The sequence below is a fragment of the Streptomyces mexicanus genome, assembly GCF_902506575.1.
Classification (GTDB): Bacteria; Actinomycetota; Actinomycetes; order Streptomycetales; family Streptomycetaceae; genus Streptomyces; species Streptomyces mexicanus.
Window position 1 is genome coordinate 298152 of sequence record NZ_LR732544.1, and the last position, 23944, is coordinate 322095.

The following is a 23944-nucleotide window of genomic DNA, read 5'->3' on the forward strand; positions in this document are numbered from 1 at the left end:
CCACCGATCACCGCGCCCGCCGAACGTCGGCCGGCGGGCGCGGTGATCGGTGGCGGTCGGCGGAGGCCCCTGGGAGACGGCTGAACGGGCCGACGCCGGTGCCGCGGTCGGTGATCGCGCGGCGGGCGACTCCCGCACCGTCCCCGCCCGACACCAGCAGCCCGGCTTTCGCCTCGCCCTCTCACGCCGCTGGATAGGGTCGTGATGTGGAGGGCAGCAGGGGACAGCAGGACGACGCGTTCGCCGCGGAAGCGCGGGGTGAGCTGTCGCCCCGGACGGCCCGGGCGCTGTGGGCGGGATCGGCCGGCCTGGTGCTCGCGGTCCTCGGCACGTCGGTGCTCGTCGCCGGCGCGGAGCACGGGCGCAGACTGCTCGTGGCCGTGGCCGTGGCCCTGGTCCTCGCACAGGTCTGCGCCCTGAGGTGGCAGGCGCGGGCCCCGCTCACCGTACTGGCCGCGAACACCGTGACGGGGATCGCGGCATGGGCCCTGCTGCCCGCGGTGACCTTGACCGGGGCGCTGCTCGCGGCGCAGGTCACGTTGTGCGTACTGTCGGCCACCAGGCCGCGGCGGGTGTCGGTGCTCGCGCTCGCTGCGATGTGCCTGCCGGCAGCGGCGGCGTCGGCAGCGGGCGGCCCCGCGGGTCTGGCGGTCTATCTGCTGACGGTGGTCCTGGCATGGACCGCGGGGCAGTGGCGCAGGGCGCAGCAGGAACGGACGAGGGCGGAGATGCGACGCGCCGTGGTGGAGGAGCGTGCGCGGATCGCACGCGAGGTGCACGACGTGGTGGCGCACACGCTGTCGGTCATGATCGTCCAGGCGGGCGCCGCGGACGACGTGTTCACCGAACGGCCCGATCAGGCCCGCCAGGCGCTGCGGGCCATCGAGACGGGCGCCCGGTCCGCGCTGGGCGAACTGCGCCTGATGCTCCGGGCGTTCCGGCCCGACACCGGGGAGGACGTCGTGGCGGAGCAGCGGGCGCCGGGGCCCTCGCTGGCGCGCCTGGACGACCTGGCCGACACCGTGCGTGCGACCGGGACGACCGTCCACGTGCACAGGGAGGGCGCCACGGACGGGCTGCCGACGGTGGTGGACCTGGCGGCGTACCGGATCGTCCAGGAGGCCTTGACCAACGCGCTGCGCCATGCGGTCGGCGCCGACGAGGTGAGCGTGCGGGTGACGGTCGAAAGCGAGTGGGTGAGGATCAGCGTGGTCGACAACGGGCGTACGGCGAGCACCCTTGAGCCCGCGACGGGAGTGGGACGCGGCCTGGTCGGGATGAGGGAGCGCGCACGGCTCGTCGGCGGCAGCGTGCACGCCGGTCCGCTGCCCGCAGGCGGGTTCGAGGTGACGGCGCGGCTGCCGGTGGGGGGCGCGCCATGACCCTGCGCGTGGTGGTGGCCGACGACCAGGCCCTGGTCCGTACCGGATTCCGCATGATCATCGACGCTCGTGACGACCTGGAGGTGGTCGGTGAGGCGTCCGACGGACAGCAGGCGGTGCGGCTGACGCGGGACCTGGCCCCCGACGTGGTGCTCATGGACGTCCGCATGCCCGGGTTATGGTGTTGACGACGTGGGACGTCGACGCGCATGTGGTCGCCGCCCTGCGGGCCGGGGCGAGCGGCTTCCTGCTGAAGGACATCCGGCCCGGTGAACTCGTCGACGCGATCCGCCTCACCGCCCGCGGCGACGCGCTGCTGGCGCCGTCCGTCCTCAGCCGCGTCCTCGAGAGATACCTGCGCACCACCTCCGACCCGGCACCGCCGCCTTCCCTGGGGAACCTCTCCGCCCGGGAGCGGGAGGTGCTCACCCTGATCGGGCAGGCGCTGTCGAACGCGGAGATCGCCGAGCGGTTGCGCCTGTCGGAGGCCACCGTCAAGAACCACGTCACCGCGGTCCTGCGCAAACTGAACCTGCGCGACCGCGTGCAGGCCGTCGTCGCCGCCTACGACCACGGCCTCGTGCGGCCACGCCGCCCCTGACCGCCGCCTCCTCCTCAAGGAGGAGGCCGGGCCGCGCTCCTCCTGCGTTCCCAGTGCCGGTCCCCTCCTGAGGCCGATGCCCGGCCCGGGTGCCCGGCCCTAGCGTCGAGACGTGACCGACGACCTGGCCTGCACCATGTACCTGCTCGCCCACGACGAGGCGGCCGGGGGCCCGTACGACCGTTCCCGGACGGCTCTGCTGGTCCGTGCCGCCGCCCTGATCGACCTCGCGGTGCGCGGCCGGCTCGGGGAGGACCGCGGCACGGTCACCGTGTCCGGCACGGCACCGACCGGCAACCCCGTCCTGGACCGCGTTCTGCGCGATGCCGCCGACGGGCACAGCTGGAAGCACCTTCTGCGCCGCCACCGCAAGCGGACCCTGACGGACGTGGAGGACCGGCTGGCCGCGACCGGACTGCTCACCGTGAGGGAACCCCGCACCCGCTTCGGCGCACGCCGGCTGAGCGTGACGGACCCGGCGGTGACCGCCGCAGTCCGTGCACGCGTGTCCGCGGCGCTGCACGGGGACGGCCCCGTGCGTGACCTGCCCGCCGCCGACGCCGCGCTGCTGGCGCTGGCCGCGGCGGGCGGCGTCCGCACGGTCGTCTCCCGCCGCGACCGGAAGGCCTTCCGGAGCCGCATCGACACCTGCACGGGCTCTCTCGCGGGCCTCGCGCCCGGCCTGGAGCAGGCAGTACGCGCCCTGCCGACGACCATGATCGCCGCGCAGGGCGGCATGGGCGGCAACTGACCGAACGGGGAGACGATGACCACGCACCGCGTCCTGACCACCCTGGGCTGCGCCCTGGCCGCCGTACTCGCGACGGCGTGGTCCACAGCACCACCGAACCGGCCCGCCCTGCCCACGACGGTCCGCACCCACGGCGGCCTGCTGCGGGGCGCCGACCACGACGGCTACCGCACCTTCCAGGGCATCCCCTACGCGGCCGCACCGGTCGGCAGGCTGCGCTGGGCGCCGCCCCACCCGGCGGCCGGCTGGTCCGGCGTACGGGACGCGACCCGGCCCGCGAGCGCCTGCCCGCAGCCGCCCGGCGAGGTGCCCGGCGGCAGCACCGACGAGGACTGTCTCCACCTGAACGTCACGACACCCGACGGCGCCACACCGGCACACCCGCGGCCGGTCGTCGTGTGGCTGCACGGCGGAGGCTTCACCACCGGAGCGGGCAGCTCGTACGACGCCCATCGCATGGCGACCCGCGGCAACGTCGTGGTCGTCACCGTGAACTACCGCCTCGGAGCCCTCGGATTCCTCGCGCACCGCGAGCTGCCCGGCTCCGGCACCTTCGGCCTGGCCGACCAGCAGGCGGCACTGCGCTGGGTGCGCGCCGAGATCGGTGCCTTCGGCGGCGACAGGCGCAACGTGACCCTGGCCGGGGAGTCGGCGGGCGGCTACAGCGTCTGCGCCCAGCTTGCCTCACCCACCGCCGCGGGACTCTTCGACAAGGCGGTCATCCAGAGCGGCCCGTGCACAGGCCGCCCGGACCGGCCCTTCGCCCCGTCGTCCGTTCCCCTGTCCACGGCGCGCGCGACGGGCGCGGACCTCGCGGCGACGGTGGGCTGCGGTTCCGCCCGTGACGTCCTGGCCTGCCTGCGGCGCGTGGACGTCTCCCGGCTGCTCGCGGCCCAGGACGTGGATCAGCACCCCGCGTACGCCACCCCGTTGCTGCCGAGCGACCCCGCCGCGGCCATCGCCGCAGGCCACTTCCACCGCGTCCCCGTGCTGCTCGGCCACAACCACGACGAGGGCAACGGCTGGGCCGCCGGGATCATCCAGGCCGGCACACCCGTCACCGCGCACACCTGGCCCGACGTCGTGGCCGCCTTCTTCCCCTCACGGCGACAAGCGCAGGCCATCGTGCGCGCGTACCCGGTGCACGGCAGCGACGGCGGCCCGGTGTTCGGTGCAGTCATCGGGGACGCGAACTTCGCCTGCCCGACAGCACGCACCGGCGGCCTGCTTTCCGCTCATGCCCCTGTATGGCGCTACGAGTTCGCCGACGAGCACGCCCCGCCGCTCACCCCCGGCCCCCCGCCGTTCCCGCTCGGCGCACCGCACGCGAGCGAACTGCCGTACCTCTTCGACCTCGGCGGCCGGCCCCGCCGCCTGACCGCGGCACAACACCGGCTCGCCGACACCCTGATCGACTACTGGACCCGCTTCGCCGGCACCGCCGACCCGAACGGGCCGTCGTCGCCGCACTGGCCCCGGCAGACCGTGCTGTCCCTGGCGCCGGACCACACCGTCCCCACGCGAACCGTGGCGAGGCGCCACCACTGCGCATTCTGGAACGGCCTCGGGTGATCCGGTACATGACCACCGTGGACATCACCCGGCCCGACCGGCTGACCCTGCGCCACCCATGACGAACCGACGAGGAACCCGGCGCACGCACCCCAGGGGGACAGCCCTGAACGAAGCCGTCGCCAGGCGCCCGACAGGCGACCGCCTAATAGCTGCCGTAGCCGGGCCTGCCGTTCGGCCGGTAGACGCCGACGACGGTGCCGCCCTTCGTCGTCGAGACGCTGACCGGTTCCAGCGCCGTGGGGATCGCTCCGTCCGCGAACAGCCGCTTGCCGGTACCGATGATCACCGGGTGGATGGTCAGCCGGTACTCGTCGACGAGGTCGTGCCGCATGAGGGTCTGGGCGAGGTCGCCACTGCCCACGACGTTGATGTTGCCGCCGTCGGATGTTTTCAGCTTGCGTACGGCATCGACGATGTCGCCCTCGAGCAGCGTGGAGTTCTGCCACTCGACGGATGTCAGGGTCCGGGACGCCACGTACTTGTGCATGCCGTTCATCCGATGGGTGAACGGGTTGCCGGGGTCGGCGGTCGGCCAGTACGACGCGAAGATCTCGTACGTCTTGCGGCCGAGCAGCAGGGCGTCGGAGACCTCGTACCAACCGGCGATGATCGCGCCGACCTCGTCGTCGGACACCGGCTTCTGCCAGCCGCCGTGCTCGAAGCCGCTCTGAGCGTCCTCGTCCGGACCGCCCGGTGCCTGCATGACGCCGTCCAGCGTCAGAAACGTGCAAACGATGATCTTGCGCACGGTGCGCTCCCTTCGTCGACGGGTAGACCGCACACCCGTCGGAAACTCATCGGCGCGATTCCGCGGCGCAGGAGCAGGACCGTCGTCCGCATCGGCCCGGCCGTGCAGTGGTATCAGGCCACGAGACCGAACGCGGCAGCCAGAAGACGTGGCGACAGGCGGTGCGCCTCCTGACTGCCGGCAGGCGTGACGACCTGGCCGCCCGGCCCGCACCGGTGCCGCAGTGATCACGGCGGCCGCCTGCTCCGGGAGGCGGGCGTCGTGATCAGTCCCCCGTCGGACGCAGGACGAGGCAGACGAAACCCAGCGTGTCCCGGTAGTCGCGCAGCCATTGGGCGCGGTGGACGGTGGCTGTCTCGAGCGCTTGGGCGCTGTCCGGATCGGTGGGATGGTCCAGGGCCCATGAGGCCAGCGACCCTGTCCAGGCCCATTCGTAGTCGTCGAGCTCCCGGCGGGTGCTGATATGCCCATGGACGGGCGTCCACCCGTCCGCGACGACCCGTTCGAGCGTGGTCGGCAGGTCGGCGAGCTCCCCGAGCAGCTCGACAGCCTCGGGAGAGGGGGCGCGCTCCCAGAACCCGTCACCGACCAGAACGAGCCCGCCGGGCGCCAGGTGTTTGCGCGCGGCCGCGAGCGTGGGGGGCAGGCCGCCGAAAGCGTGCGTGGCTCCCACACAGAGCACCAGGTCGAAGGTGTGGGAGGAGGCGAAATGCGCGGCGTCCTGATGGTGGAGGGCCAGGCGGTCCTCCACGCCGAGCCGCCGCGCGGTCTCGCGCGCATGTGCCAGCGAGCTCGCGGAGATGTCGACGCCCTCGGCCCGCACCCGCGGATGCGTGGTCAGCGCCCGCAGGAGCCACTCTCCGCCCCCGCAGCCGAGGTCGAGTACGCGCTCGGCACCGCGTGAGAGGCCACGTTCCAGCAGGTGGCGCACCGAGTCGTCGTCGAGCGGTGCCGCGATCGGATGATCTGCGTGAGCGTGCCTGGAGATCTGTTCACGGTCCATCGGCGGAGCCTGACACGCCCGGCGACTCGCCCGCACCTGATTTCCGCCGGACCTGGTCGCCCACCCGCCAACGACCGCCGCAGCCGACCACGGTCACCGGAGTGGATGGCCTGCCCGGCGCTCGCGAGGAACCCGTCCCGTGGCGTATCGGAGGGGGGGTTTCTTCAAGGCTGGGCGCAGGGCGCCGAACGGTCTGAACCCGTGGTGTTCCCCACGACCGCTGACGCCGGATCCGGTTGATCGATCGCCCCCCGATCGCGTCGGCATCCGGACAGCACACCCGTGAACCTGATGAAGCTTCCCGGTCGCAGCACAATCGTGTTGACCGCCCCCGGCAGCAGTGCTTGAGTCGGCGCGTGGACAGCATCCCTGCCAACCGGCGGTTCTGGAACCAGATCAGCAGCGCCTACCAGCACGCGCACGACCCGCAGATCGGCGCAGCGCCCCGGCTGTGGGGCACCTACGCCATCCCCGACGAGCACCTGCACGCCCTGGGTGACGTCACCGGCAAGCGCGTCCTCGAACTCGGCTGCGGCGCCGGCCAGTGGTCCAGGGCGCTCGCCGCGGAGGGCGCCACCGTGGTCGGGCTCGACCTGTCCGAAGCGCAACTCGCCGCGGCGGCTCGCGCCATGGGAACGGCCCGCTACCCGCTGGTGCAAGGCGCCGCCGAGCACCTCCCGTTCGCCGCCGACAGCTTCGACCTGGTGTTCTGTGACTACGGCGGGCTCAGCTGGGCGCCCCCGCACCTGGCCGTCCCGCAGGCCGCACGCGTCCTGCGGCGCGGTGGCCGCCTGGTGTTCAACGTCGCCAGCCCATGGTTCGAAGCCTGCTACGACGAAGCCGCCGGCCGCGTGACCACGACGCTGCAGCAGGACTACTTCGGGCTGGACACCGTCGACGAGGACCAGGGCGCGGTCAGTTACCAGCTCACCTACGGCGAGTGGGTCAGGATCCTGCGCGGCGCGGGCCTCGTCATCGACGACCTCATCGAGCCGCGCCCCGAACCCGCAACAGCCAACGGCTACAACCGGACCGACCCGCCGGACTGGGCACACCGCTGGCCGGCGGAACTGCTCTGGGTGACCCACAAACCGTAACTTCCGCCGCACCGAGACCAGGCAGGCTGGTGTCGGGGGCTCGGTGCCCGGCTGAGCGGCCGTCCGATGTGAAACGGGGCCGCCCCCTGCGAGGGCAGTCGAGCAGCCGGGCGGGCCGCCGGGCCCCCGCTGCGTACGGTGACGTCCTAGGGCGTGTTTCGAAAGTCCCGTCTGGCCCGCGACGCCTGGCACGGCACCTCGCCGCGTTGTCGGGATCGTCCGCGTACGCCCAGTACGCGGACGACCCTCCGCCTTGCGATGCACCGCGCCAGACGCCGCGGGCCCCGCCCTCCGGGCGGACGACGCTGCTTTCGAAACACGCCCTAGTCGTGCCACTGCCGGTGACGCCGCTCAAGCCGAGGCGGTCGGCCCCTCGTCGTGAGCGGCGGAAACGGCACCGTCCCACTCGCAGAGCTCGGCGACGAGGCCCCGGGCGAAGTCCTCGTCGGTTCCCGGGATCGAGAACACCACCCGAAAATAGAGGGGCGCGACCACGCGGTCGAGGACGCGCTCCAGCGAGGGCGTCGTCTCGCCCCTCCGGGCAGCGGCTTCCAAGGGGGCCAGGAACCGGGCGCTGACCCGCTCCAGGCAGGCCCGCAGGCCGGCCCTGCGCTCGTCCACGTCCGGTGCCACCTCGGCACGGAAGAACGCCACCCCGCCCGGTCGGGACAGGTCCGTGAGCGTCCACACAGCCACCCGCTCCAGGTCCCGGCGCAGGTCACCGAGCAGCTCGGGGGTCTCCTCGTCCTGACGGTGTGCGGCCACGTCCGCCAGGAGGGCGGAGGTCGTCCCCCACCGGCGGTACACGGAACTGGCGTTCACACCCGCGCGACGCGCCACCGCGGGGATGGTCACCTTGTCCGCGCCGACCTCCTGCACGAGGTCCACGACCGCACGGTGGACGGCGGCGCGGACGCGGGCGCTCCGGCCACCCGGGCGGCTGACTTTGCTTTTGGTGGGCATACCACCACCTTAAAGCAAAGAGTTGCGCTTTAGTAGTCGGCGTGCCTAGGCTGCTTAACGCAAACATCTCCGCTTTAACTCTTCGTGGAGGAACCATGCCTCAGTACGAGGCCGCCCACCAGCTCGGCAAGACGTTCCACGCCTGCCTCGCCGCCGGTGACTGGGACGGCATCCGGTCACTGCTCACCGACGACGCCACCTGGACGCTGCCCGGCGACAACACCATCTCCGGGACGGCCGAGGGTGCCGACGCGGTCGTGGAGCGGGCCAAGAAGATCGCTTCCTACGGTCTCCACTTCGAGCTGCTGCACATCCTCGTCAGCCGCGAGAACATGGCCCTGTCGCTGCACAACACCGCCCGCCGGGGCGACGTCCGGCTGGACGAGTACCTGTCCACCGTCTGCCGCCTGCGGGACGGCAGGATCGCGAGCATCGAGACCTATCTGTCCGACGTTCCCGGCATGAACGCCTTCTTCGTCTGACCCGCGCTCGTCTGCGTCCGGAAGGATCGACGACGGCGCGGCCCTCCGCGGGGCGGACGCCTTCCTCCGGAGCCGCTTGCGCATCCCCGCCCCGCGTGGCCGGAGGATCCGGCGCCCCGCCGGGTCGCGCTGGAGGGAGAACGCGCGTGGCGAAGATGCCGGCGAAGCCCTGGGCCACCTGCCGGTGGGCCTCAGGGCTTCGCCGGCGCCGCTTGGCCCTTCCATGGGCCGCGCCGGTCCGGGCGGGGGAGCGAGGGCGGACCGGCCGGATCGCCTTCGCCGGCACCGGACCGGCCCCGGTACGCGGCGAGGTTTCAGGTCGTCCGCGCCACCGGGGGACCCGCGCATGGCAGCTGTTGATGATCCGTCAGTCGCCTGCTGCAGGTATCACGCCGTTCGGCGTGCGGTCCGAGACGTCCGCCCCGGTGGTCCGGCGTTCGGACGCGACGGCGGGCGTGCGTTCGGGCGTCGTCGGCTGGGCCCGGCCGCGCCTGAACCTGCGGCGGACGAGGGCATTCGGGGAAGCTCCACCGAGAAAGCACCACAGGGCGATGACCGGATCGCAGATGGCGCATCCCAGGGACGAGTCGTGGAAGAACGGCAGGATCGGATGGCCCTTGAGGTGGTGAGCGACGTCCCATGCGGTGTGGAGCAGCCAGCCGATGCCGACGAAGGCCCAGGAATCCAGGGCGCGGTAGGCGATGTAGGTCATGAGCGCCGTGAACAGGATCTCCCACGGGCCGAATACGCCCCCGCTCAGATAGGCGGCGCCGGCGCCGCCCACCATGAGCGCGTTGAGGCGGCGGCGGTGCGGTTCTTTGAGCAGGGACATCAGCAGGCAGTAGATGATGCCGACGATCACCGGGGACACGAGGTTCATGAGGGAACGACTCCTTCGGCCTGGGCGCCGGCCGCATCGCCGCGGTCGAGCCTTCGCAGCGCCAGGAACCCGCCGGCGCCGGGAACGAGGGCCAGGATCTTGGCGGCGGTCGGCGCCTGCCGGAGGCGCCAGCTCGCGATCACGACGAACAGGTAGGCACAGCCGTGCGTGGGGCCCGTCAAGGACGAGACCGGCTTGAGGTGAACGGTGAACAGGTTGGCCAGCAGCACGATCAGCGAGATCAGTTCGGCGTGAGCCGCGACGCGCAGATGGCGCGGAGACCGCGGATGCATGGTCACACTCCCGTGGTGGAGCCGGGGCGGATGATCATCAGTACGGTGACCGTGGCCCAGAGCAGGTTGAAGATGCCGGTGACCATGGCGAGACGGCCCGGCGTCAGGGCGGTCGGGGTCGGCCCCGGCGACGCGGGGACGCCGCCCGTCCTCTCGGTCAGGGCCCGGTCCTGGGCCGGCAGGATCACCAGTGCCAGGACGCCGGCGGCCGCCGCGGTCAACAGGATCGAGGTGATCAGCCAGGCGTCGCCGAGTACACCGAGACTGCTGGCCGTGGCGAAGCCGAAGACGGGGACCGCGACGCCGACACCTGCGTAGACCCTGCAGATGCGGTGCAGCGTCCGCAGGGTGGTGCGGGCATCGCCGTCGTGGGAGTCGTCGAGGGCGCGGCGCAGCGTCGCGGGAAACATGCTCGCGGCGACGGTGACCGGGCCGACGGCGATGACGGCGGCCAGCACGTGCAAGGACAGCAGAAGCTTGTTCACGCCTGGTGCTCCAGGGTGGGCCGGCGCTCGCCGGTGACCTTCGAGGCCGATGGGCGGCCGGCCTGGGCTCCGTCGTACCGACGGACTTCGGCCCCGGCCCTCAGCCGGTGGACGGGGGTGCAGGTGGACAGGTTGCGGGTGCCTTCGACAGGCATGAGGTTCTTCTTCCTGACTGCGCGTTACCTGAAGGGGAAGACCGGCGACGAAGAGCGCGGCCGGGTGTTCAGAGAGCGACGGGAGCCGTTGGAGCCGTTGCCCGGGTGCGTCGGGCGCGCCAGACGGTGCCGCGCCGCTCGTGGGCGAACAGCTCCTCCACGGAGTGGGCGATGTGCGGGCCCAGCTCGCGCTCCAGCACATGGAGCGCCAGGTCGAGCCCCGAGGTGACGCCCGCGCCGGTGATCAGGTCGCCGTCGTCCACGACCCGGGCACGGACCGCATGGGCACCGGTGGCGTCCAGCATGTCCAGGCCCAGGTGATGCGTCGTGGCATGACGTCCCTCCAGCAGACCCGCCATGGCCAGGACGAGCGAGCCGCCGCATACGGTGGCGACGGTGACGTCCGGGGCGTCCATCGCCTGCCGGAGCAGTGCGGGCAGTTCGGTGGTCAGCGTGCGCTCCAGCAGCACCGGGATCGACTCGTCCTGCTTCCGTTCGCCGCCGTCCGCCTCTTCCTCCGCGACCTCGCCGGGTTCGTCCACGCGGCCGGAGGCACCGGGCACCAGGACCATGTCCGCCCGCTCAGGGTCGAGGGAGCCGACGGCGTGCAGGACCAGCCCCCCGGTGCCGCTGACCACCTCGCGGGGCCCCTCCGCGGACACCAGCTCGACGGTGACCGCGCCGTCCGATGCCATGCCACCGGCGTACAGCACCTCGTAGGGGGCGACGACATCGAGCGCGTCGAAGCCGTCGAACAGGACGACCTGGATGTGCATGGGGCTTCCCTTCGGAGGTGATCTCTCTCTGACGCCCTGAAGTCAATCGTCTGCCGAACTGATCGCCCAGTGGCAAAAGTGACAGCCTTCAACGGGAAACCGCCACACGCTTCTGCGGGGCCGAAAAGGGTGGTGACCTGCGCTCACCGGGACACCGGCCCGGACACGTCGTGCCGTGAGAGGGTAGGTTCTTGCCATGCACACCGTTGCGGTTCTCGCACTGGACCAGGTGATCCCGTTCGACCTGTCCACCCCGATCGAGGTCTTCTCCCGGACCCGCCTGCCCGACGGGCGGCCCGGCTACCAGGTCCGGGTGTGCGCCGAGCGCGACGAGATCGACGCCGGAGTCTTCACCCTGCGCGGCCCCTGGGGACTGGAGGGCCTCCAGGACGCGGACACGATCATCGTGCCGGGCGTCGCCGACCCCACCGCCCCCCTCCCTCCCGCCGTGCGTGACGCGCTGCGATCGGCAGCTGGGGACGGCACGCGGATCGCCTCCATCTGCGTCGGCACCTTCCCCTTGGCCGCCACCGGGCTCCTCGACGGGCAGCGTGTCACGACCCACTGGCGTGCGGCCGGGCTTCTGGCCGCCGCCCATCCGGCCCTCCACGTCGACCCGGACGTCCTCTACGTCGACAACGGCCAGTTCCTCACCTCGGCCGGCGCCGCCGCGGGTATGGATCTGTGCCTGCACATGATCCGCCGTGACTACGGCTCGGCCGTAGCCGCCGACGCCGCCCGCCTGTCGGTGATGCCTCTGGAACGGGAGGGCGGCCAGGCGCAGTTCATCGTCCACGACCATGCCCCCACACCGCAGGGCTCCGAGCTGGAGGCACTGCTCACCTGGCTGCGGGAGAACCTCGCCCGGGACCTCACTCTGGCCGACATCGCCGAGCGGGCCGGGACCAGCACCCGTACGCTGATCCGGCGCTTCCGTGACCAGACCGGCACCACCCCGCTCCAATGGCTCCACCGGGCCCGCATCCGCCAGGCGCAGCACCTCCTCGAAACCACGGAGCACTCCGTCGAACGCATCGGCAGCCAGGTCGGTTTCGGCTCACCGACCACCTTCCGTGACCGGTTCAAGCGCACCACCGGCGTCAGTCCGCAGACCTACCGGCGCACGTTCAGCTGAACCGCCGACCGGAACATCCTCGTTCTCCTCGCCGAGGACTGCGTCGATACCTCACGGCCAGGTCGGGGGCGCAGGGGCTGCCGGGGCCCAGGTGGCGGTGACGACCGCAGTACGGGCCCCAGCTGGTCGGGCCGGGGCCCTGTGGTGTGGGGGCGCTGGGGTCAGTGGCTGCCGGCGAGTTCGCCGGTGAGCTTGCCGTGGAGGTGGGCGCTTGAACCGTTCAGTCCGATGATCTCGACGGTCTTGCCGCGCTGGGCGTATTTCGTCTCGATGGCGTCCAGGGCGGCGACGGCGGAGGCGTCCCAGACGTGGGTTCCGGCGAGGTCGATGACGACCCTGTCGGGGTCGTCGGCGTAGTCGAACTGGGTGACGAGGTCGTTGGAGGAAGCGAAGAAGAGCTGACCGGTGACGGTGTAGACGACCTGGGTGCCGTCGGGGTCGGTCACCGAGGTGACATCGGTGAGGTGGGCGACGCGGCGGGCGAAGACCACCATGGCGCCCAGGGAGCCGACGACGACGCCGATGGACAGGTTTCCGGTGGCGACGACGACGATGACGGTGACGACCATGATGGTGGTCTCGCCGACCGGCATCCGCTTGAGCGTGGCGGGTTGGACCGAGTGCCAGTCGAAGGTGCCGACGGACACCATGATCATCACCGCGACCAGTGCGGCCATGGGAATCCGGGAGACGACGGGGCCGAGGACGATGCACAGGATGAGCAGGAAGAACCCGGCGAGGAAGGTCGACAGGCGCGTGCGCGCCCCGCTCTTGACGTTGATCATGGTCTGGCCGATCATGCCGCAGCCGCCCATGCCGCCGAAGATGCCGGTGACGATGTTGGCGATGCCCTGACCGACCGCCTCCCGGGTCTTGTCGGAATCGGTGTCGGTGAGGTCGTCGACCAGTTTCGCGGTCATCATCGACTCCATGATCCCCACGAGGGCCATCGCGAAGGCATAGGGCGTGATGACGGTGAGGGTGTGGACGGTGAACGGTACGTCCGGGATGCCGGGCACCGGCAGGGAGGACGGCAGCGTGCCCTTGTCGCCGACGGTCGGCACGGCGATCCCGGCGGCGACGGGGATCACGGTGAGGATCACGATGGCCACGAGCGGCGCGGGCACTGCCTTGGTCAGCTTCGGGAACAGCAGCATCAGCACCAGTCCGCCCACGACGAGCGGGTAGACCGGCCAGGGCACGTCGCGCAGGTTGGGGATCTGGGCGGTGAACAGCAGGATGCCCAGTGCGTTGACGAAGCCGACCATCACGCTGCGCGGAACGAACCGCATCAGCTTGGCCACGCCCAGCGCACCGAGAACGATCTGGAAGACGCCGGCGAGGATGACGGTGGCGATCAGGTAACCCAGCCCGTGCTGACGGACGACGGGCGCGACGACCAGCGCTACGGCGCCGGTCGCGGCGGAGATCATCGCGGGCCGGCCGCCGACGAACGCGATCACCATGGCCATGGTGCAGGCGGCGAACAGCCCCACCTTCGGGTCGACGCCGGCGATGACCGAGAAGGAGATGGCCTCCGGAATCAGGGCGAGACCGACCACCAGGCCCGCCAGGGACTCGGTACGGAACACGGCCGGGGACAGCCACGTGGGCCGGCCGGGCCCGTACAGCAGCCCGGAGGGCGAGAAACGGGAAGAGGACGCAGAAGAACGCAAGGATGCAGTGCCTGTCGTATTCGAGCGCACCCCGGGTACGGCCGCAGGGGCGCGGATCGGGAGGCGGCGGGCGGATGCCGGGCCGCCGATCGGCCGGCCGGAGGCGAGCCGGAGGTCTTCGGGAACCGGCGGCCGACGGGGCGGGCGCCCTCGCGCGGCCGACCGGTGTCAGGCGCGGCAGATCACGGCGGGAAGACGGCGGCGACGGGCGTCATCAGCTCGCGCACGGGTCTCCCTGCCACCATCGGATCTTCGCCGGAGGCGCCGTCGGCTCCGACACGGCAACGGCGAGGCAGCGGCAGGCCGCCTTCACCGCCAGCAACTCTACCCTAACGTTAGAGTAGGGATCGGCGGGCGTCCGGACCGGGCCCGCCACGGCGGGAAGGGCAGGAAAACGGACTTGGACGGCAAGCACATGCAGATCGGCGAGGTCGCCGTGCGAACAGAGCTGTCCCTGCGCACGATCCGGCACTACGAGGAGACCGGCCTGGTCATCCCCTCCGCCCGCACCCAAGGCGGCTTCCGCCTCTACACCGAGAGCGACGTCGCCCGCCTCATGGTGATCCGCCGTATGAAGCCGCTGGGCTTCACCTTGGAGCAGATGCGCGACCTGCTCGACGCCACCGACCGCCTCGACGCCGATGACGACCTCGGCGCCGACGAGCGCGAAGCCCTGCTGGAACGCGTCCGCGGCTACGAGCGCGCCGCCGTCGAACAGGTGGAGAAGCTGCGCGTTCAGCTCTCCCGCGCCGAGGACTTCGCCGCCACCCTGCGCCGACGCCTCGAAACGCCGGAGCCGCCGTGTACGGGTGCTCAGGCTCTCTGACACCCGAGCGGGAGCCCGAGACCGGGGTCCGGCTGCCTGCACACGCCGCCCACACCGTCGGGCAGACCACGCCATGACCCTCCAAACTCACAAGAGCAGTGACCGCAAGCCCCACTCCCGCACCGTGCCGCGTCTGCTCCTGCGCCGCGCGGCCCTGAGCCTGGCCGGCGCTACCGGGCCTGCCCTCCTTGCTCTGCTCAACTGGTGGGTCCACACCCACTGATGAACCGCCGGCTGCCGGGCCCTTGTGTCGAGCCGGGGCCCAACGCCGCTTCCCGCTTGCAGTGCCGAGAGGGCCGCGCGGCGACTGGAATCCACGGGGTGTCCTTCGTGCGTGGCAGCTTGCGCGGATATGCGGGTGTTGCCGCGCTTGTCTTCCCCGAAGGATCGGGCGGCCGCGGCCACCCAGGACAAAGTCCGGACGCACGGTGAGCTGTCCTGCGTCCGATTGCGACATCGCAACCGGGCACGACACGGGCCTCTCTGGACCGGCGATCGGGCTGACGGCACAGCACTTCCAGGCATCTCTGGGGCACCCCGCAGGGGCAGTGACATGGGACTGCCCGGGTTTCTCGCGCGTGTGGCACATGGGCACCCCGGGCGTCCGGCCGCCGTCCCGGGCGGGCGTCGCGCGTCCGCCGCCCGCTTGCCGGGCGATGACCGGATTTCCCCTGAGGCGTGGGGCGGTCCATTGACATCCGAGAGCGCTCTCGCTGTCATGTGCTCGTCGGATTTCGGGCGGCCGGAAACGCGGCGTTCGACAACGATGTCCGCAGCCTCTGGTGCCGTGACCGCCCGCCGGCCAACCCCCCACGTTCACACGCCTTCCACGGAGGAGTCGTGCGCAGATTCCTGACCACTCTCGCGACGGCTGCCGCCGCAGTTCTGGTCGCGGCGGCAGCCCACACGGGCGCGCCGGCCCACGCCGACGAGGACACGGCCCGGGCACCCGAACGTGTCGTACCGGCCGCGGCCGTGGCAATCGACCACACGGTCACGTTCGTCAACCACACCGGCCGGACGGTGTGGGTGGGCAGTACCGTCAACAATGACGGCTCCAAGCCCCTGACCGGGCTGCCGGTGCTGCAGCCGGGGCAGTCCGCCACCCTCACGATCCCGGAGACGGCCGCGCCCGGCCACTGGCGCGGCAAGTTCTTCGCCCGCATGGGCTGTTCCGGCACATCCGGCAGCACCTTCCACTGCGCTCTGGGTGACTGCGGGAAGTACGCCGATCACTGCGAGACCAGTGAACAGCCCGTCAGCCTCGCGGAGTTCAACTTCGACAGCGTCGACAGCCTGGCCCCCTGGTACGACGTGAGCTACGTCAACGCCTTCTCGGTGCCCATCACGATCACGCCGGTCGACGCCCGCCCCGGCGGCGGTGGTTGCGCCACCATGGGGTGCGCGGACAACCTGCTGCCGTACTGCCCTGCCGAGGACCTGAGCCGGTGGTCCGACGGCACGCCGATGCTCTGCACGAACCCCAACCGGGACGCCAAGACCTCGTACAGCGACATGATCGCCACGCACTGCCCGAAGGCGTACGGCTGGTCGCGCGCGGACCAGGAGCCCGGCAACCAGGTGATGCAGCAGTGCAGCTCCTGCTCCGGCTTCACCGTCGAGTTCCACGCCGGCGCGTGAGGCGGGAGGAAGGCGATGCGACGCACACGTCTGCTGACCGTCCTGCTGGCGGTGCTGGCCCTGTTCACCGCGGGTGCCTCCGCCAGTGCCACCTCCAACCTCCCTGCGCAGCAGGCGGCTTCGGGGGGCTTCACGGCCGACGCGGTGAAGAAGAAAGGCGTCAGCGCCTGGAACTTCACCGGCGTCACCGACGCACTGCGGGACTCTCAGGTCGGCTGGTACTACGACTGGGCCACCGATCCGCAGGGCATCTCCGCCCCGTCCGGCGTGGAGTTCGTGCCCATGATCTGGGGTGCCGGCGCCGTGACCGACGCCGATCTCGCCCGTGCCCGGCAGAGCGGCACCACCCTGCTCGGCTTCAATGAGCCCGACATGGCCGGGCAGGCCGACATGTCCGTCCAGCAGGCCCTCGACCTGTGGCCCCGGCTGCAGGCCACGGGGATGCGGCTCGGCGCGCCGGCCGTCGCCTACGGCGGCGACACTCCCGGCGGCTGGCTCGACCAGTTCATGCAGGGCGCCCAGTCCCGCGGCTACCGCGTCGACTTCATCCCCGTGCACTGGTACGGCGCCGACTTCGACCCGGCCCGCGCCACCGAGCAGCTGCGGTCGTACCTCCAGGCCGTCTACGACCGGTACCACAAGCCGGTCTGGCTGACCGAGTACGCCCTGATCGACTTCTCCTCCGGAACCCCGCGCTACCCCACCCAGGCCCAGCAGGCGGAGTTCGTCCGGCAGTCCACCACGATGCTCCAGCAGCAGTCGTACGTGGAGCGCTACGCCTGGTTCACGCTGTCCACCAGCCGCGGCGACGGCACGGGCCTGTACGACGGTGCGACGGCGAACACGGTGGGCGCGGCCTACCGCTCCGCGGGGTGAACACGACCGTGCCGGTCACGCCCGATGCCGGCCGCAGACGACCCGACAGCACACAGCACACAGCAAGGGAGACGAAGAGACTCATGCGCCGTATACGTCCGACCGTTCGCTTCGGTGCCGCGGCTGCCGCCGTGTGCGCGCTCGTGGTGGCCGCGGGCCCGGCCGGGGCCGCCGAGAGCGGAGCCGCGAGCGGGGCCGCCGACACCTGCTGGGCCACTCACTACGGTCCCCAGCCGCCCGGCGCTCTGACCGCGAGCGGTGAGGTGTTCGACAACAACGCCGACACCGCGGCCACTTCCCTGACCCGGTCGCCCCAGCTGCCGTTCGGCACGCTGGTACGGGTCACCAACGTCGCGAACGGCGCCTCGCTGGTCGTGCGCATCAACGACCGCGGGACCTTCCAGCAGACGCCCGCGGAGCCGAAGTGCCTGGACCTGACCGACGGTGCGTTCAGCCGGCTCGGCGGTGTGCTCAACCCGGACCAGGGACACATCGTCGTCACCCAGGAGGTCCTCGGCTGAGACGGGCCGCTGGTCTGCCGCGATGCCGCCCGGCGGGAAGGGGCCGTGCTCCCCGCCCGCCGGGCGCTTCGCCGCCGTCCCGCCCCGCCCGGTCCGCCTGCGCCCGGCGTAGGCGGACCGGGTCAGTGGCGGCGCATGAGCCGCGGCACCCTTGTCCAGCCCCTGACCTCTGGCAGTGTGGTGCACCACAGCGGCATGGTCGGTGACGCCGTCCTCGGCCTGAACGTGCCTGAACACCAAGAGCGCTCCCGTCGAGGCCGTCAGGTTCGCGCGCCGACGGCGCCGGCCCGTGGACCGGCGCCGTTCTCCGGGCCTGACGGCTCAGGAGAAGTTCACGTCACTGCACAGGAAATACGTCTGGTCCATGTGCGACGCCTGCCAGATCGTGTAGACGACGTGCCGGCCGGTCAGGCCAGAGGTGTGCACGTCGATGTCGTAGTTGTTGCTCGGCGCGTACTTACCGGTCCGGGTCAGCAGTTGCAGGTCGCTCCACCGCAGGGGCTGGGTCGTGGGGTCGAAGCCCTGGCGGGTGACGTACACCAGGAAGTAGTCGGCGCCGTGGCTGGCCTGGTCGTACAGGTGCACGGTGAAGTTCGGCGCGACGTTCGTGGTCTTCCAGGGACCGACCGCGTCGAGGGAGTTGTAGCGCCCGCTCTCGGTGTGGCCGCCGCTGCAGAGCTGGCCGTCGGGGACGACGGCCTGGAAGTTTCCGGCGGAGCCGTTGCGGTACAGGCCGTTCCAGTTCCACATGGCGTTGGGGTTGTCCTGCCATGCCTGCCAGCACATGGGGTCCTGCTGCGCCATGGCGGGGTTCTGGAAGTCGCTGCCCCAGCGCTGCCAGCAGCCGTAGTTGCGGGACGCCGGATCCACGACCGAACCGTGGGCCGAGGCGGTCCCGCTCCCGGGGACCAGGGCGATCAGCAGGGCGGCGAGAACGCTCAGCAGGAGTGCCGGACGGACACCGAACCGCGCGCGCATTAAGGCATATCCATGACATCTTTCGTGTGACACGGTCTCTCTCTTTCCACTGTGGGGGATGTGGACGGGGAGCTTCGGGGGGGGCTTCGTGTGTGGCGCCTTCCTGGACGCCTGGGAGCGCTCCCATCGGTCAGGGTGGCGCGACGGGGCCACGGCCGCAACACCGGATTGCGCCACTTCCTGTGCGTATCACTCTCTTGCGGCAGTCGGACAGCCCGGACCAAAGGTGTGAGCGGGCGGATCACCCAGCATCTCGAAGCCGACCTCGACCATGTCGCCGTCGGCTTCTCACAGCCCTGGAGCTCCGGTGCCGTCGAGGGCTACGTCAGCCGAATTCAAGATGCTCATGTGCCAGATGTTCGGCCGCGAAGGGTAACTCCTGCGCAAACGAGTCCTTTTGGCGTGTCGGATCGTGGAATCGGACATGGCCGCTGCCGGCGGGGGCAGGAGGAAATGCCGGTACCGCGCCGACGGTAGGACGCGATACGTGAGCCGAGCCCAGGGAGGCCGGGGTGTTCGAGGGGTTCGAGACCGCGCAGATCGACGTCGGTGAGGCTTGCCTCTACGTCCGCTTCGGTGGGGAGGGTCCGCCGGTGGTGTTGCTGCACGGCCATCCCCGCACCTCGGCGACGTGGCACCGGGTCGCTCCGCTGCTCGTGCGAGCCGGCCATACGGTGGTCTGTCCTGACCTCCGGGGGTACGGGCGTTCCAGGGGACCGCGCTTCACGGCGGATCACGCGGGCTATTCCAAGCGCGCGGTTGCCGGGGACGTGGTGACCGTGATGCGCCACCTCGGACACCGCCGGTTCGCGCTTGTCGGGCATGACCGCGGAGGGAGCGTGGCGCTGCGTCTCACGCTCGACCACCCCGACACCGTCTCCCAGGTGGTCTTCGCGGACTGCCTGCCGCTGACGGAGCATCTGTCGCGGCTCACCGTCGAGTTCGCCACTCGGTGGTGGCACTGGTTCTTCTTCGCGCAGCCGGGCATCCCCGAGCGGGTCATCACCGCCGATCCGGACAGTTGGTACCGCGGCGACCGCGAGGCGATGGGACCGGAGAACTATGACGAGTGGCGGCAGGCCACACGCAATCCCGACGTGGTACGGGCGATGCTCGAGGACTATCGCGCCGGCCTCACCGTCGACCGGCAGCACGAGGAAGCCGACCGCGCCGCCGGTACGCGCATCGCCTGCCCGACGCTGGTCCTCTGGTCGCTCCAGGACGACCTGGAGGACCTGTACGGAGATCCCCGCGTCATCTGGCGCCGGTGGGCCCACGATGTCCGCGGCCACGGCATCGACTCCGGGCATCATGTCGCCGAACAGGCGCCCGAAGCACTGGCTGCTGCACTTACTGACTTCCTTGAACCAGGCCCACACCTCGAACGGCGGCCGCGCACGGAGCACCGCCACAAGGGGTGAGCCGGAAACAGATGGCCGCAGCACTGTCACCCGGCATGCGCACACCACAGGAAGTGGACCAGAGCCCGCACCAGCAGGCGCAGCCATGAGACTCACCAGGCGTTCACTGATCCCTGCGGCCCGGGTGAGGCGGGCCACCGACGTGCCCGCGGCCCGGCTGCGCGGGGGCAGGGGGCCAGAGCCCAGTCGCCTCGACCCGGGCTCAGGCCGGCCGGGCGGTGGGCCGGAGGCCGTCCATGAGGAGGGTCAGCAGGCGGTCGGCCTTGGCTCGATGCTTGGGCTGGGGGGCCACGGTGAAGATGCCGATGAGGGAGGCGGCGATGTCGTCGGCGGTGACGTCGGGGCGGAGGTCACCCGCCGTGCGGCCGGCGTCGAGGATCGTGGTGATGGCGGCCAGTAGCTCGCTGCGGGTCTGGGCGTGGGCGATCTCGCCCGACTCGATCATGACGAGCAGCGTGTCGAGCATGCCGTTCTTGGTGGCGATCCACTCGCCGAACAGGTCCATCCAGTGCCGCATCGCCGCAGCGGGGGGCATCTGGCTGAGCAGTTCGCGGGCGCCGGTCGTCAGTCGTGCGACCTGGTCCCGGTAGACGGCGTCGACCAGCGACTCGCGGGTGGGGAAGTGGCGGTAGAGCGTGGCGATGCCGACTCCGGCCTCGCGGGCGATGGCACGCATCGACGGCTCGGCGTCAGCCGACCCGAAGACACGGGTCGCCACCGCGAGCAACTGGTCGCGGTTGCGGGTTGCGTCCGCCCGTGACGGCGTGCGCGTCTCCGCAGCAGAAACGGAGCGCGCTCCGGTTGTGTTACGGTCCTCCATGCAAACGGAGCATAGTCCGTTTCGTGTGTTCCCTCGGTCCCCAAGGAGACAGGCGTACATGCAGGAACAGAGTGATCGACCGCCGGTGGGCGGGAGCAGGGCGGTCCGTCTGGATGCGTTCGGCGGCCCGGAAGTCCTGGACCTCCGTGAGGTTCCCGCTCCGCAGGCCGGCTCGGGACAGATCCGTGTGCGGGTCACCGCCGCCGGCCTCAACCCCATGGACTGGATCATGACCGCCGACGCGGACACCGCCGCCCGGTTCGGCTTGAGCCTCCCGGCCGGGTTCGGGACCGACTACGCGGGCGTGGTCGACCAGGTGGGTGACGGGGTGTCCGGTTTCGCGCCGGGTGACCGGGTGTTCGGGAGCGCCCTGTCCCGGGCGGTCGCCGACTTCGTGGTGATCGACCCGGCCGGGTCGATCGCGGCGAACGAGGCCTATCACACCCCCGACGGCGTCGACGACCGCACCGCCGCCACCCTCGCGATCGCCGGCCGCACGGCATCCGCCGCACTCGCCGTGGTCGATCCCGGCCCGGACGACACCGTGCTGATCGGCGGCGCGGCGGGCGGGGTCGGGGTCTTCGCCGTCCAGCTGGCCCGGATCGCCGGAGCGCGGGTGATCGGGACAGGGTCGGCGGCATCGTCCGACTACCTGCGCGATCTCGGGGCTGAGCCGGTCGTCTACGGCGACGGGCTGGCCGACCGGGTCCGAGCCCTGGCTCCGGGCGGTGTCACCGCCGCCGTGGACCTGCACGGGACGGAGACCGTGCACGCCGCAAGGGAGCTCGGTGTCCCGGACGGCCGCATCTGCACCATCGCCGCCCAGGTCGACGGCGTACCGACGGCCAACGGTGCGAACGCGGCTCTGGGGGCCCTGGAAGAGATCGCCCGCCTGGTCGCGGAGGGCCGACTCCGGGTGCCTGTCGCGGCGAGCTTCCCGGTCGAGCAGATCCGCCGCGCGGTCGAGCTCCAGGCCGGGCGGCACGTACACGGCAAGGTCGTGATCGACCTCTAGATCTGCAGCGACCTCACAATGGAGCAGAGGGTCGACCTGATCGTCGCCATGGCCAAGATCAGTGAATCTCCCGAGTACCTGCAGCCTCTCTCCGAAACCGCACTGGCGGGCCTGCGCGCTCCCCGGGCCCAGGGTCAGTGGTCCGAGATCATCGGAGAGGCGTCCGCAGCCGCCGGCGCCCGACGCACGCTCAGCAGTCGAACACCGACCAGCAGATGTCGTTGCGCAGTCGCTGATCGTCAACTACGAGCTCGCGAATCGCCTCCGGAAGCCGGTCGCGCTGCCATTGGCACTCGAGTCGCCCTGCCGCCTCACTCTCGCCTTTCGGTGCGGCAGCCCGTGCGGCCTTGATCGCATAGGCCGCCGCACCGAGCTCGTGTGCGGCGACATGCGCGACGACTGCGGCCTGGCCGGCGGCGTAAGCGGCATGTCATGCCGCGCCGCGCAGATCTCGTGCCGCGCCCATGGCATGGCCGCCTGCCGCGCGGGCCTGCATCATCTTCACCTCACCACGCGCCCAGGCGCGGGCATGCTCAATGGCTTGGCGCGGCCGTGGATCCTCAGGCCGTGCCGACTCGAAGAGGTGAAGGACGTGCTCAGCGCAAGCTGCCGCCCAAAGGGCCAGGAGACGGTGATCCACATCAGTGAGGGTCCCACCGCGGCGGATCGTCACGAAGCGAGGATCCCTGACCTCCGGGAGGATCACTGGTGGCATTCCTTCCTGTCGGCATCCGTCCCGCACCCGAGGACGCGCACCAGGGACCTTGCATCCCGAAGCTAAAGGCTGCGAACCCGGCGGTCCTGGCTGTCACTTCCCCGCCGCGCCGGACTCCCTGCGGATGGATTCCTGGTAGGCATCCGCGTAGGTGGGAGAGTCTTTGATCAAATCGTCGCAGAACGCGGCGACGTCCGTGCCGATGAGTTCCACCACTCCCTTGCCCGCGGCGACGCCCTCCTCGAAGAAGTCGACGATTCCAGGAAGGAGGGGGCCATCGGACAGGCCGACCGGTCCGACCTTGAAGAGGTACTTCTGCATCTCCTTTGTAGACGATCCGGTAGTCGGGCGGGAGTGCCTTGACGCGGGCCTGGTGCGCCCGCCACTGTTTCTTGCCTTCGATGATGTCTTGGATGCTCACGTCAGCCTCCCAGGCGGCTCAGTTTCCTTGCGACGTTCCTGTTCAACTGCTCGCGCCACCGGTCGCGATAGGTCCGGGCCCCTGCTCCGCCCGCCAGCGCCGTGCAGAAGCCCCCGACGTCGTCACCGAGCACCTCGTGGACGCTCTGCCCGTCCGCCGCGGCCACTTCGAGCAGCCCCAGGGCGGCGTCGAGGATTGGGATCAGGTTGCGGCCGGTGAAGTCCCCGTAGGGGAAGAGGTGGGCGATGATCTGCCCCCACGCCGCCCGGTGGTCGTCCGGCAGGACCGCGGCCCGAGCCTCGAACGCCTTCCATTGCCTGGTGAGATCGCTGCCGGTGATCTTCTCCCAGAAGTTCATCGCCCGCCTCCCTGAGCTTGTCGATGCGTGACGAGAGGTACTCCCACTTTTCCCAGAACTTCGCGAGTTCTGTGCGTCCGGCGTCGTTGAGCGCGTAGAACTTGCGCGGCGGACCGACCCCGGACGGTCGCTTCGTCACCTGGACGAGCCCGTTCCTCTCCAGTCGCAGCAAGATGGTGTACACCGTGCCCTCGATGACGTCGGTGAAGCCGAGTTCGTTCAGCCGGCGCGTGATGGCGTACCCGTAGGTTTCCTCGCTGCCGATGATTTCGAGCACGCACCCTTCGAGCGTGCCCTTCAGCATCTCCGTCAGGTCGTCCACTGCGGGTGCCCTTCAGCCGGAACGGTAC

25 protein-coding genes and 4 pseudogenes are annotated in these 23944 nt (G+C 71.0%); 14 read left to right on the forward strand and 15 right to left on the reverse strand.

From position 1 onward, the window contains the following. The first annotated feature begins 206 nt into the window (after window positions 1-206). The 4 genes and pseudogenes from GV126_RS01380 to GV126_RS01395 all read left to right on the forward strand — a co-directional run bounded on the left by GV126_RS01380 (window position 207) and on the right by GV126_RS01395 (window position 4306). On the forward strand, window positions 207-1382 hold the full coding sequence (locus tag GV126_RS01380; RefSeq protein ID WP_185947441.1) for a sensor histidine kinase: 1176 nt from the start codon (window positions 207-209) through the stop codon (window positions 1380-1382). Beyond that, window positions 1379-1983: pseudogene (locus GV126_RS01385) on the forward strand (LuxR C-terminal-related transcriptional regulator). Before GV126_RS01380 ends, GV126_RS01385 begins: the two are co-directional and overlap by 4 nt. A 112-nt stretch (window positions 1984-2095) precedes the next feature. Then, window positions 2096-2734, forward strand: coding sequence for a GOLPH3/VPS74 family protein (locus GV126_RS01390; RefSeq protein ID WP_159662044.1), 639 nt, complete (start codon window positions 2096-2098; stop codon window positions 2732-2734). Between the two features lie 15 nt (window positions 2735-2749). Next, window positions 2750-4306 (forward strand): carboxylesterase/lipase family protein, encoded by a 1557-nt coding sequence (locus GV126_RS01395; RefSeq protein ID WP_159662045.1) that lies wholly within the window; start codon window positions 2750-2752, stop codon window positions 4304-4306. A gap of 145 nt (window positions 4307-4451) precedes the next feature. Here GV126_RS01395 and GV126_RS01400 read toward each other — a convergent pair whose 3' ends face one another. Together GV126_RS01400 and GV126_RS01405 are read right to left on the reverse strand one after the other, a co-directional pair. Further along, on the reverse strand, window positions 4452-5057 hold the full coding sequence (locus GV126_RS01400; protein WP_159662046.1) for a dihydrofolate reductase family protein: 606 nt from the start codon (window positions 5055-5057) through the stop codon (window positions 4452-4454). Between the two features lie 265 nt (window positions 5058-5322). After that, a complete protein-coding gene (locus GV126_RS01405; RefSeq protein WP_159662047.1) occupies window positions 5323-6060 on the reverse strand; it encodes an SAM-dependent methyltransferase in 738 nt (245 codons plus the stop codon). Window positions 6061-6416: 356 nt separating this feature from the next. Here GV126_RS01405 and GV126_RS01410 point away from each other — a divergent pair, with 356 nt between their 5' ends. Next, window positions 6417-7157, forward strand: coding sequence for a class I SAM-dependent methyltransferase (locus tag GV126_RS01410; protein ID WP_159662048.1), 741 nt, complete (start codon window positions 6417-6419; stop codon window positions 7155-7157). A gap of 351 nt (window positions 7158-7508) precedes the next feature. Here the strand turns inward: GV126_RS01410 and GV126_RS01415 are convergent, their stop codons facing one another. Further along, window positions 7509-8120, reverse strand: a complete 612-nt coding sequence (locus tag GV126_RS01415) for a TetR/AcrR family transcriptional regulator (protein ID WP_159662049.1) — start codon at window positions 8118-8120, stop codon at window positions 7509-7511. Between the two features lie 95 nt (window positions 8121-8215). Here GV126_RS01415 and GV126_RS01420 point away from each other — a divergent pair, with 95 nt between their 5' ends. Further along, window positions 8216-8602, forward strand: coding sequence for a nuclear transport factor 2 family protein (locus tag GV126_RS01420; RefSeq protein ID WP_159662050.1), 387 nt, complete (start codon window positions 8216-8218; stop codon window positions 8600-8602). A gap of 367 nt (window positions 8603-8969) precedes the next feature. Here the strand turns inward: GV126_RS01420 and GV126_RS01425 are convergent, their stop codons facing one another. The 5 genes from GV126_RS01425 to GV126_RS01445 form a co-directional block, all read right to left on the reverse strand. Continuing rightward, window positions 8970-9482, reverse strand: a complete 513-nt coding sequence (locus tag GV126_RS01425) for a DUF6010 family protein (protein WP_236569834.1) — start codon at window positions 9480-9482, stop codon at window positions 8970-8972. After that, window positions 9479-9775, reverse strand: coding sequence for a DUF3817 domain-containing protein (locus tag GV126_RS01430; protein ID WP_159673191.1), 297 nt, complete (start codon window positions 9773-9775; stop codon window positions 9479-9481). Before GV126_RS01430 ends, GV126_RS01425 begins: the two co-directional genes overlap by 4 nt. Before the next feature lie 2 nt (window positions 9776-9777). Next, entirely contained in the window at window positions 9778-10260 is a 483-nt protein-coding gene (locus GV126_RS01435) for a hypothetical protein (protein ID WP_159662051.1), read from the reverse strand. Next, window positions 10257-10415: a hypothetical protein gene (locus GV126_RS01440; protein WP_159662052.1), complete on the reverse strand. Its 159-nt coding sequence runs from the start codon at window positions 10413-10415 to the stop codon at window positions 10257-10259. Before GV126_RS01440 ends, GV126_RS01435 begins: the two co-directional genes overlap by 4 nt. A 68-nt stretch (window positions 10416-10483) precedes the next feature. Beyond that, a complete protein-coding gene (locus GV126_RS01445) occupies window positions 10484-11191 on the reverse strand; it encodes a DJ-1/PfpI family protein (protein ID WP_159662053.1) in 708 nt (235 codons plus the stop codon). 196 nt (window positions 11192-11387) lie between these two features. On the opposite strand from GV126_RS01445, the gene GV126_RS01450 reads away from it, so the two are divergent. Next, on the forward strand, window positions 11388-12326 hold the full coding sequence (locus tag GV126_RS01450; protein WP_159662054.1) for a GlxA family transcriptional regulator: 939 nt from the start codon (window positions 11388-11390) through the stop codon (window positions 12324-12326). A gap of 161 nt (window positions 12327-12487) precedes the next feature. Here the strand turns inward: GV126_RS01450 and GV126_RS01455 are convergent, their stop codons facing one another. Then, window positions 12488-14002 carry a SulP family inorganic anion transporter gene (locus tag GV126_RS01455; RefSeq protein WP_201299785.1) on the reverse strand — a complete coding sequence of 505 codons (1515 nt, stop codon included), beginning with the start codon at window positions 14000-14002 and terminating at the stop codon, window positions 12488-12490. A 400-nt stretch (window positions 14003-14402) separates the two neighbouring features. Here GV126_RS01455 and GV126_RS01460 point away from each other — a divergent pair, with 400 nt between their 5' ends. From GV126_RS01460 to GV126_RS01475, 5 genes are all read left to right on the forward strand, one after another. After that, entirely contained in the window at window positions 14403-14828 is a 426-nt protein-coding gene (locus GV126_RS01460) for a MerR family transcriptional regulator (RefSeq protein WP_185947445.1), read from the forward strand. Window positions 14829-14901: 73 nt separating this feature from the next. Continuing rightward, window positions 14902-15051 carry a hypothetical protein gene (locus GV126_RS35595; RefSeq protein WP_185947446.1) on the forward strand — a complete coding sequence of 50 codons (150 nt, stop codon included), beginning with the start codon at window positions 14902-14904 and terminating at the stop codon, window positions 15049-15051. Between the two features lie 617 nt (window positions 15052-15668). After that, entirely contained in the window at window positions 15669-16469 is an 801-nt protein-coding gene (locus GV126_RS01465) for a thaumatin family protein (protein ID WP_159662055.1), read from the forward strand. Between the two features lie 15 nt (window positions 16470-16484). Continuing rightward, on the forward strand, window positions 16485-17345 hold the full coding sequence (locus tag GV126_RS01470; protein ID WP_159662056.1) for a glycoside hydrolase family protein: 861 nt from the start codon (window positions 16485-16487) through the stop codon (window positions 17343-17345). An 83-nt stretch (window positions 17346-17428) separates the two neighbouring features. After that, on the forward strand, window positions 17429-17866 hold the full coding sequence (locus GV126_RS01475) for a septal ring lytic transglycosylase RlpA family protein (protein ID WP_236569835.1): 438 nt from the start codon (window positions 17429-17431) through the stop codon (window positions 17864-17866). Window positions 17867-18187: 321 nt separating this feature from the next. Here the strand turns inward: GV126_RS01475 and GV126_RS01480 are convergent, their stop codons facing one another. Beyond that, complete coding sequence (locus GV126_RS01480) at window positions 18188-18844, reverse strand: lytic polysaccharide monooxygenase auxiliary activity family 9 protein (protein WP_159662057.1); 657 nt, start codon at window positions 18842-18844, stop codon at window positions 18188-18190. Window positions 18845-19356: 512 nt separating this feature from the next. Between GV126_RS01480 and GV126_RS01485 the strand changes: the two genes are divergently transcribed. Further along, a complete protein-coding gene (locus GV126_RS01485; protein ID WP_159662058.1) occupies window positions 19357-20265 on the forward strand; it encodes an alpha/beta fold hydrolase in 909 nt (302 codons plus the stop codon). Between the two features lie 202 nt (window positions 20266-20467). Here the strand turns inward: GV126_RS01485 and GV126_RS01490 are convergent, their stop codons facing one another. Beyond that, window positions 20468-21085: a TetR/AcrR family transcriptional regulator gene (locus GV126_RS01490; protein WP_159662059.1), complete on the reverse strand. Its 618-nt coding sequence runs from the start codon at window positions 21083-21085 to the stop codon at window positions 20468-20470. A 58-nt stretch (window positions 21086-21143) separates the two neighbouring features. Between GV126_RS01490 and GV126_RS01495 the strand changes: the two genes are divergently transcribed. Next, a complete protein-coding gene (locus GV126_RS01495; protein ID WP_159662060.1) occupies window positions 21144-22100 on the forward strand; it encodes an NADP-dependent oxidoreductase in 957 nt (318 codons plus the stop codon). 190 nt (window positions 22101-22290) lie between these two features. On the opposite strand, the pseudogene GV126_RS37255 reads toward GV126_RS01495, so the two are convergent. The 4 genes and pseudogenes from GV126_RS37255 to GV126_RS01515 form a co-directional block, all read right to left on the reverse strand. Next, a pseudogene (locus tag GV126_RS37255) lies at window positions 22291-22806 on the reverse strand (putative immunity protein). 102 nt (window positions 22807-22908) lie between these two features. After that, window positions 22909-23236, reverse strand: a pseudogene (locus GV126_RS01505) (DUF1048 domain-containing protein). Between the two features lies 1 nt (window position 23237). Then, a complete protein-coding gene (locus GV126_RS01510; RefSeq protein ID WP_159662061.1) occupies window positions 23238-23594 on the reverse strand; it encodes a DUF1048 domain-containing protein in 357 nt (118 codons plus the stop codon). 1 nt (window position 23595) lies between these two features. Continuing rightward, window positions 23596-23916: pseudogene (locus GV126_RS01515) on the reverse strand (PadR family transcriptional regulator); the annotation flags it as partial. Between the last annotated feature and the right edge of the window lie 28 nt (window positions 23917-23944).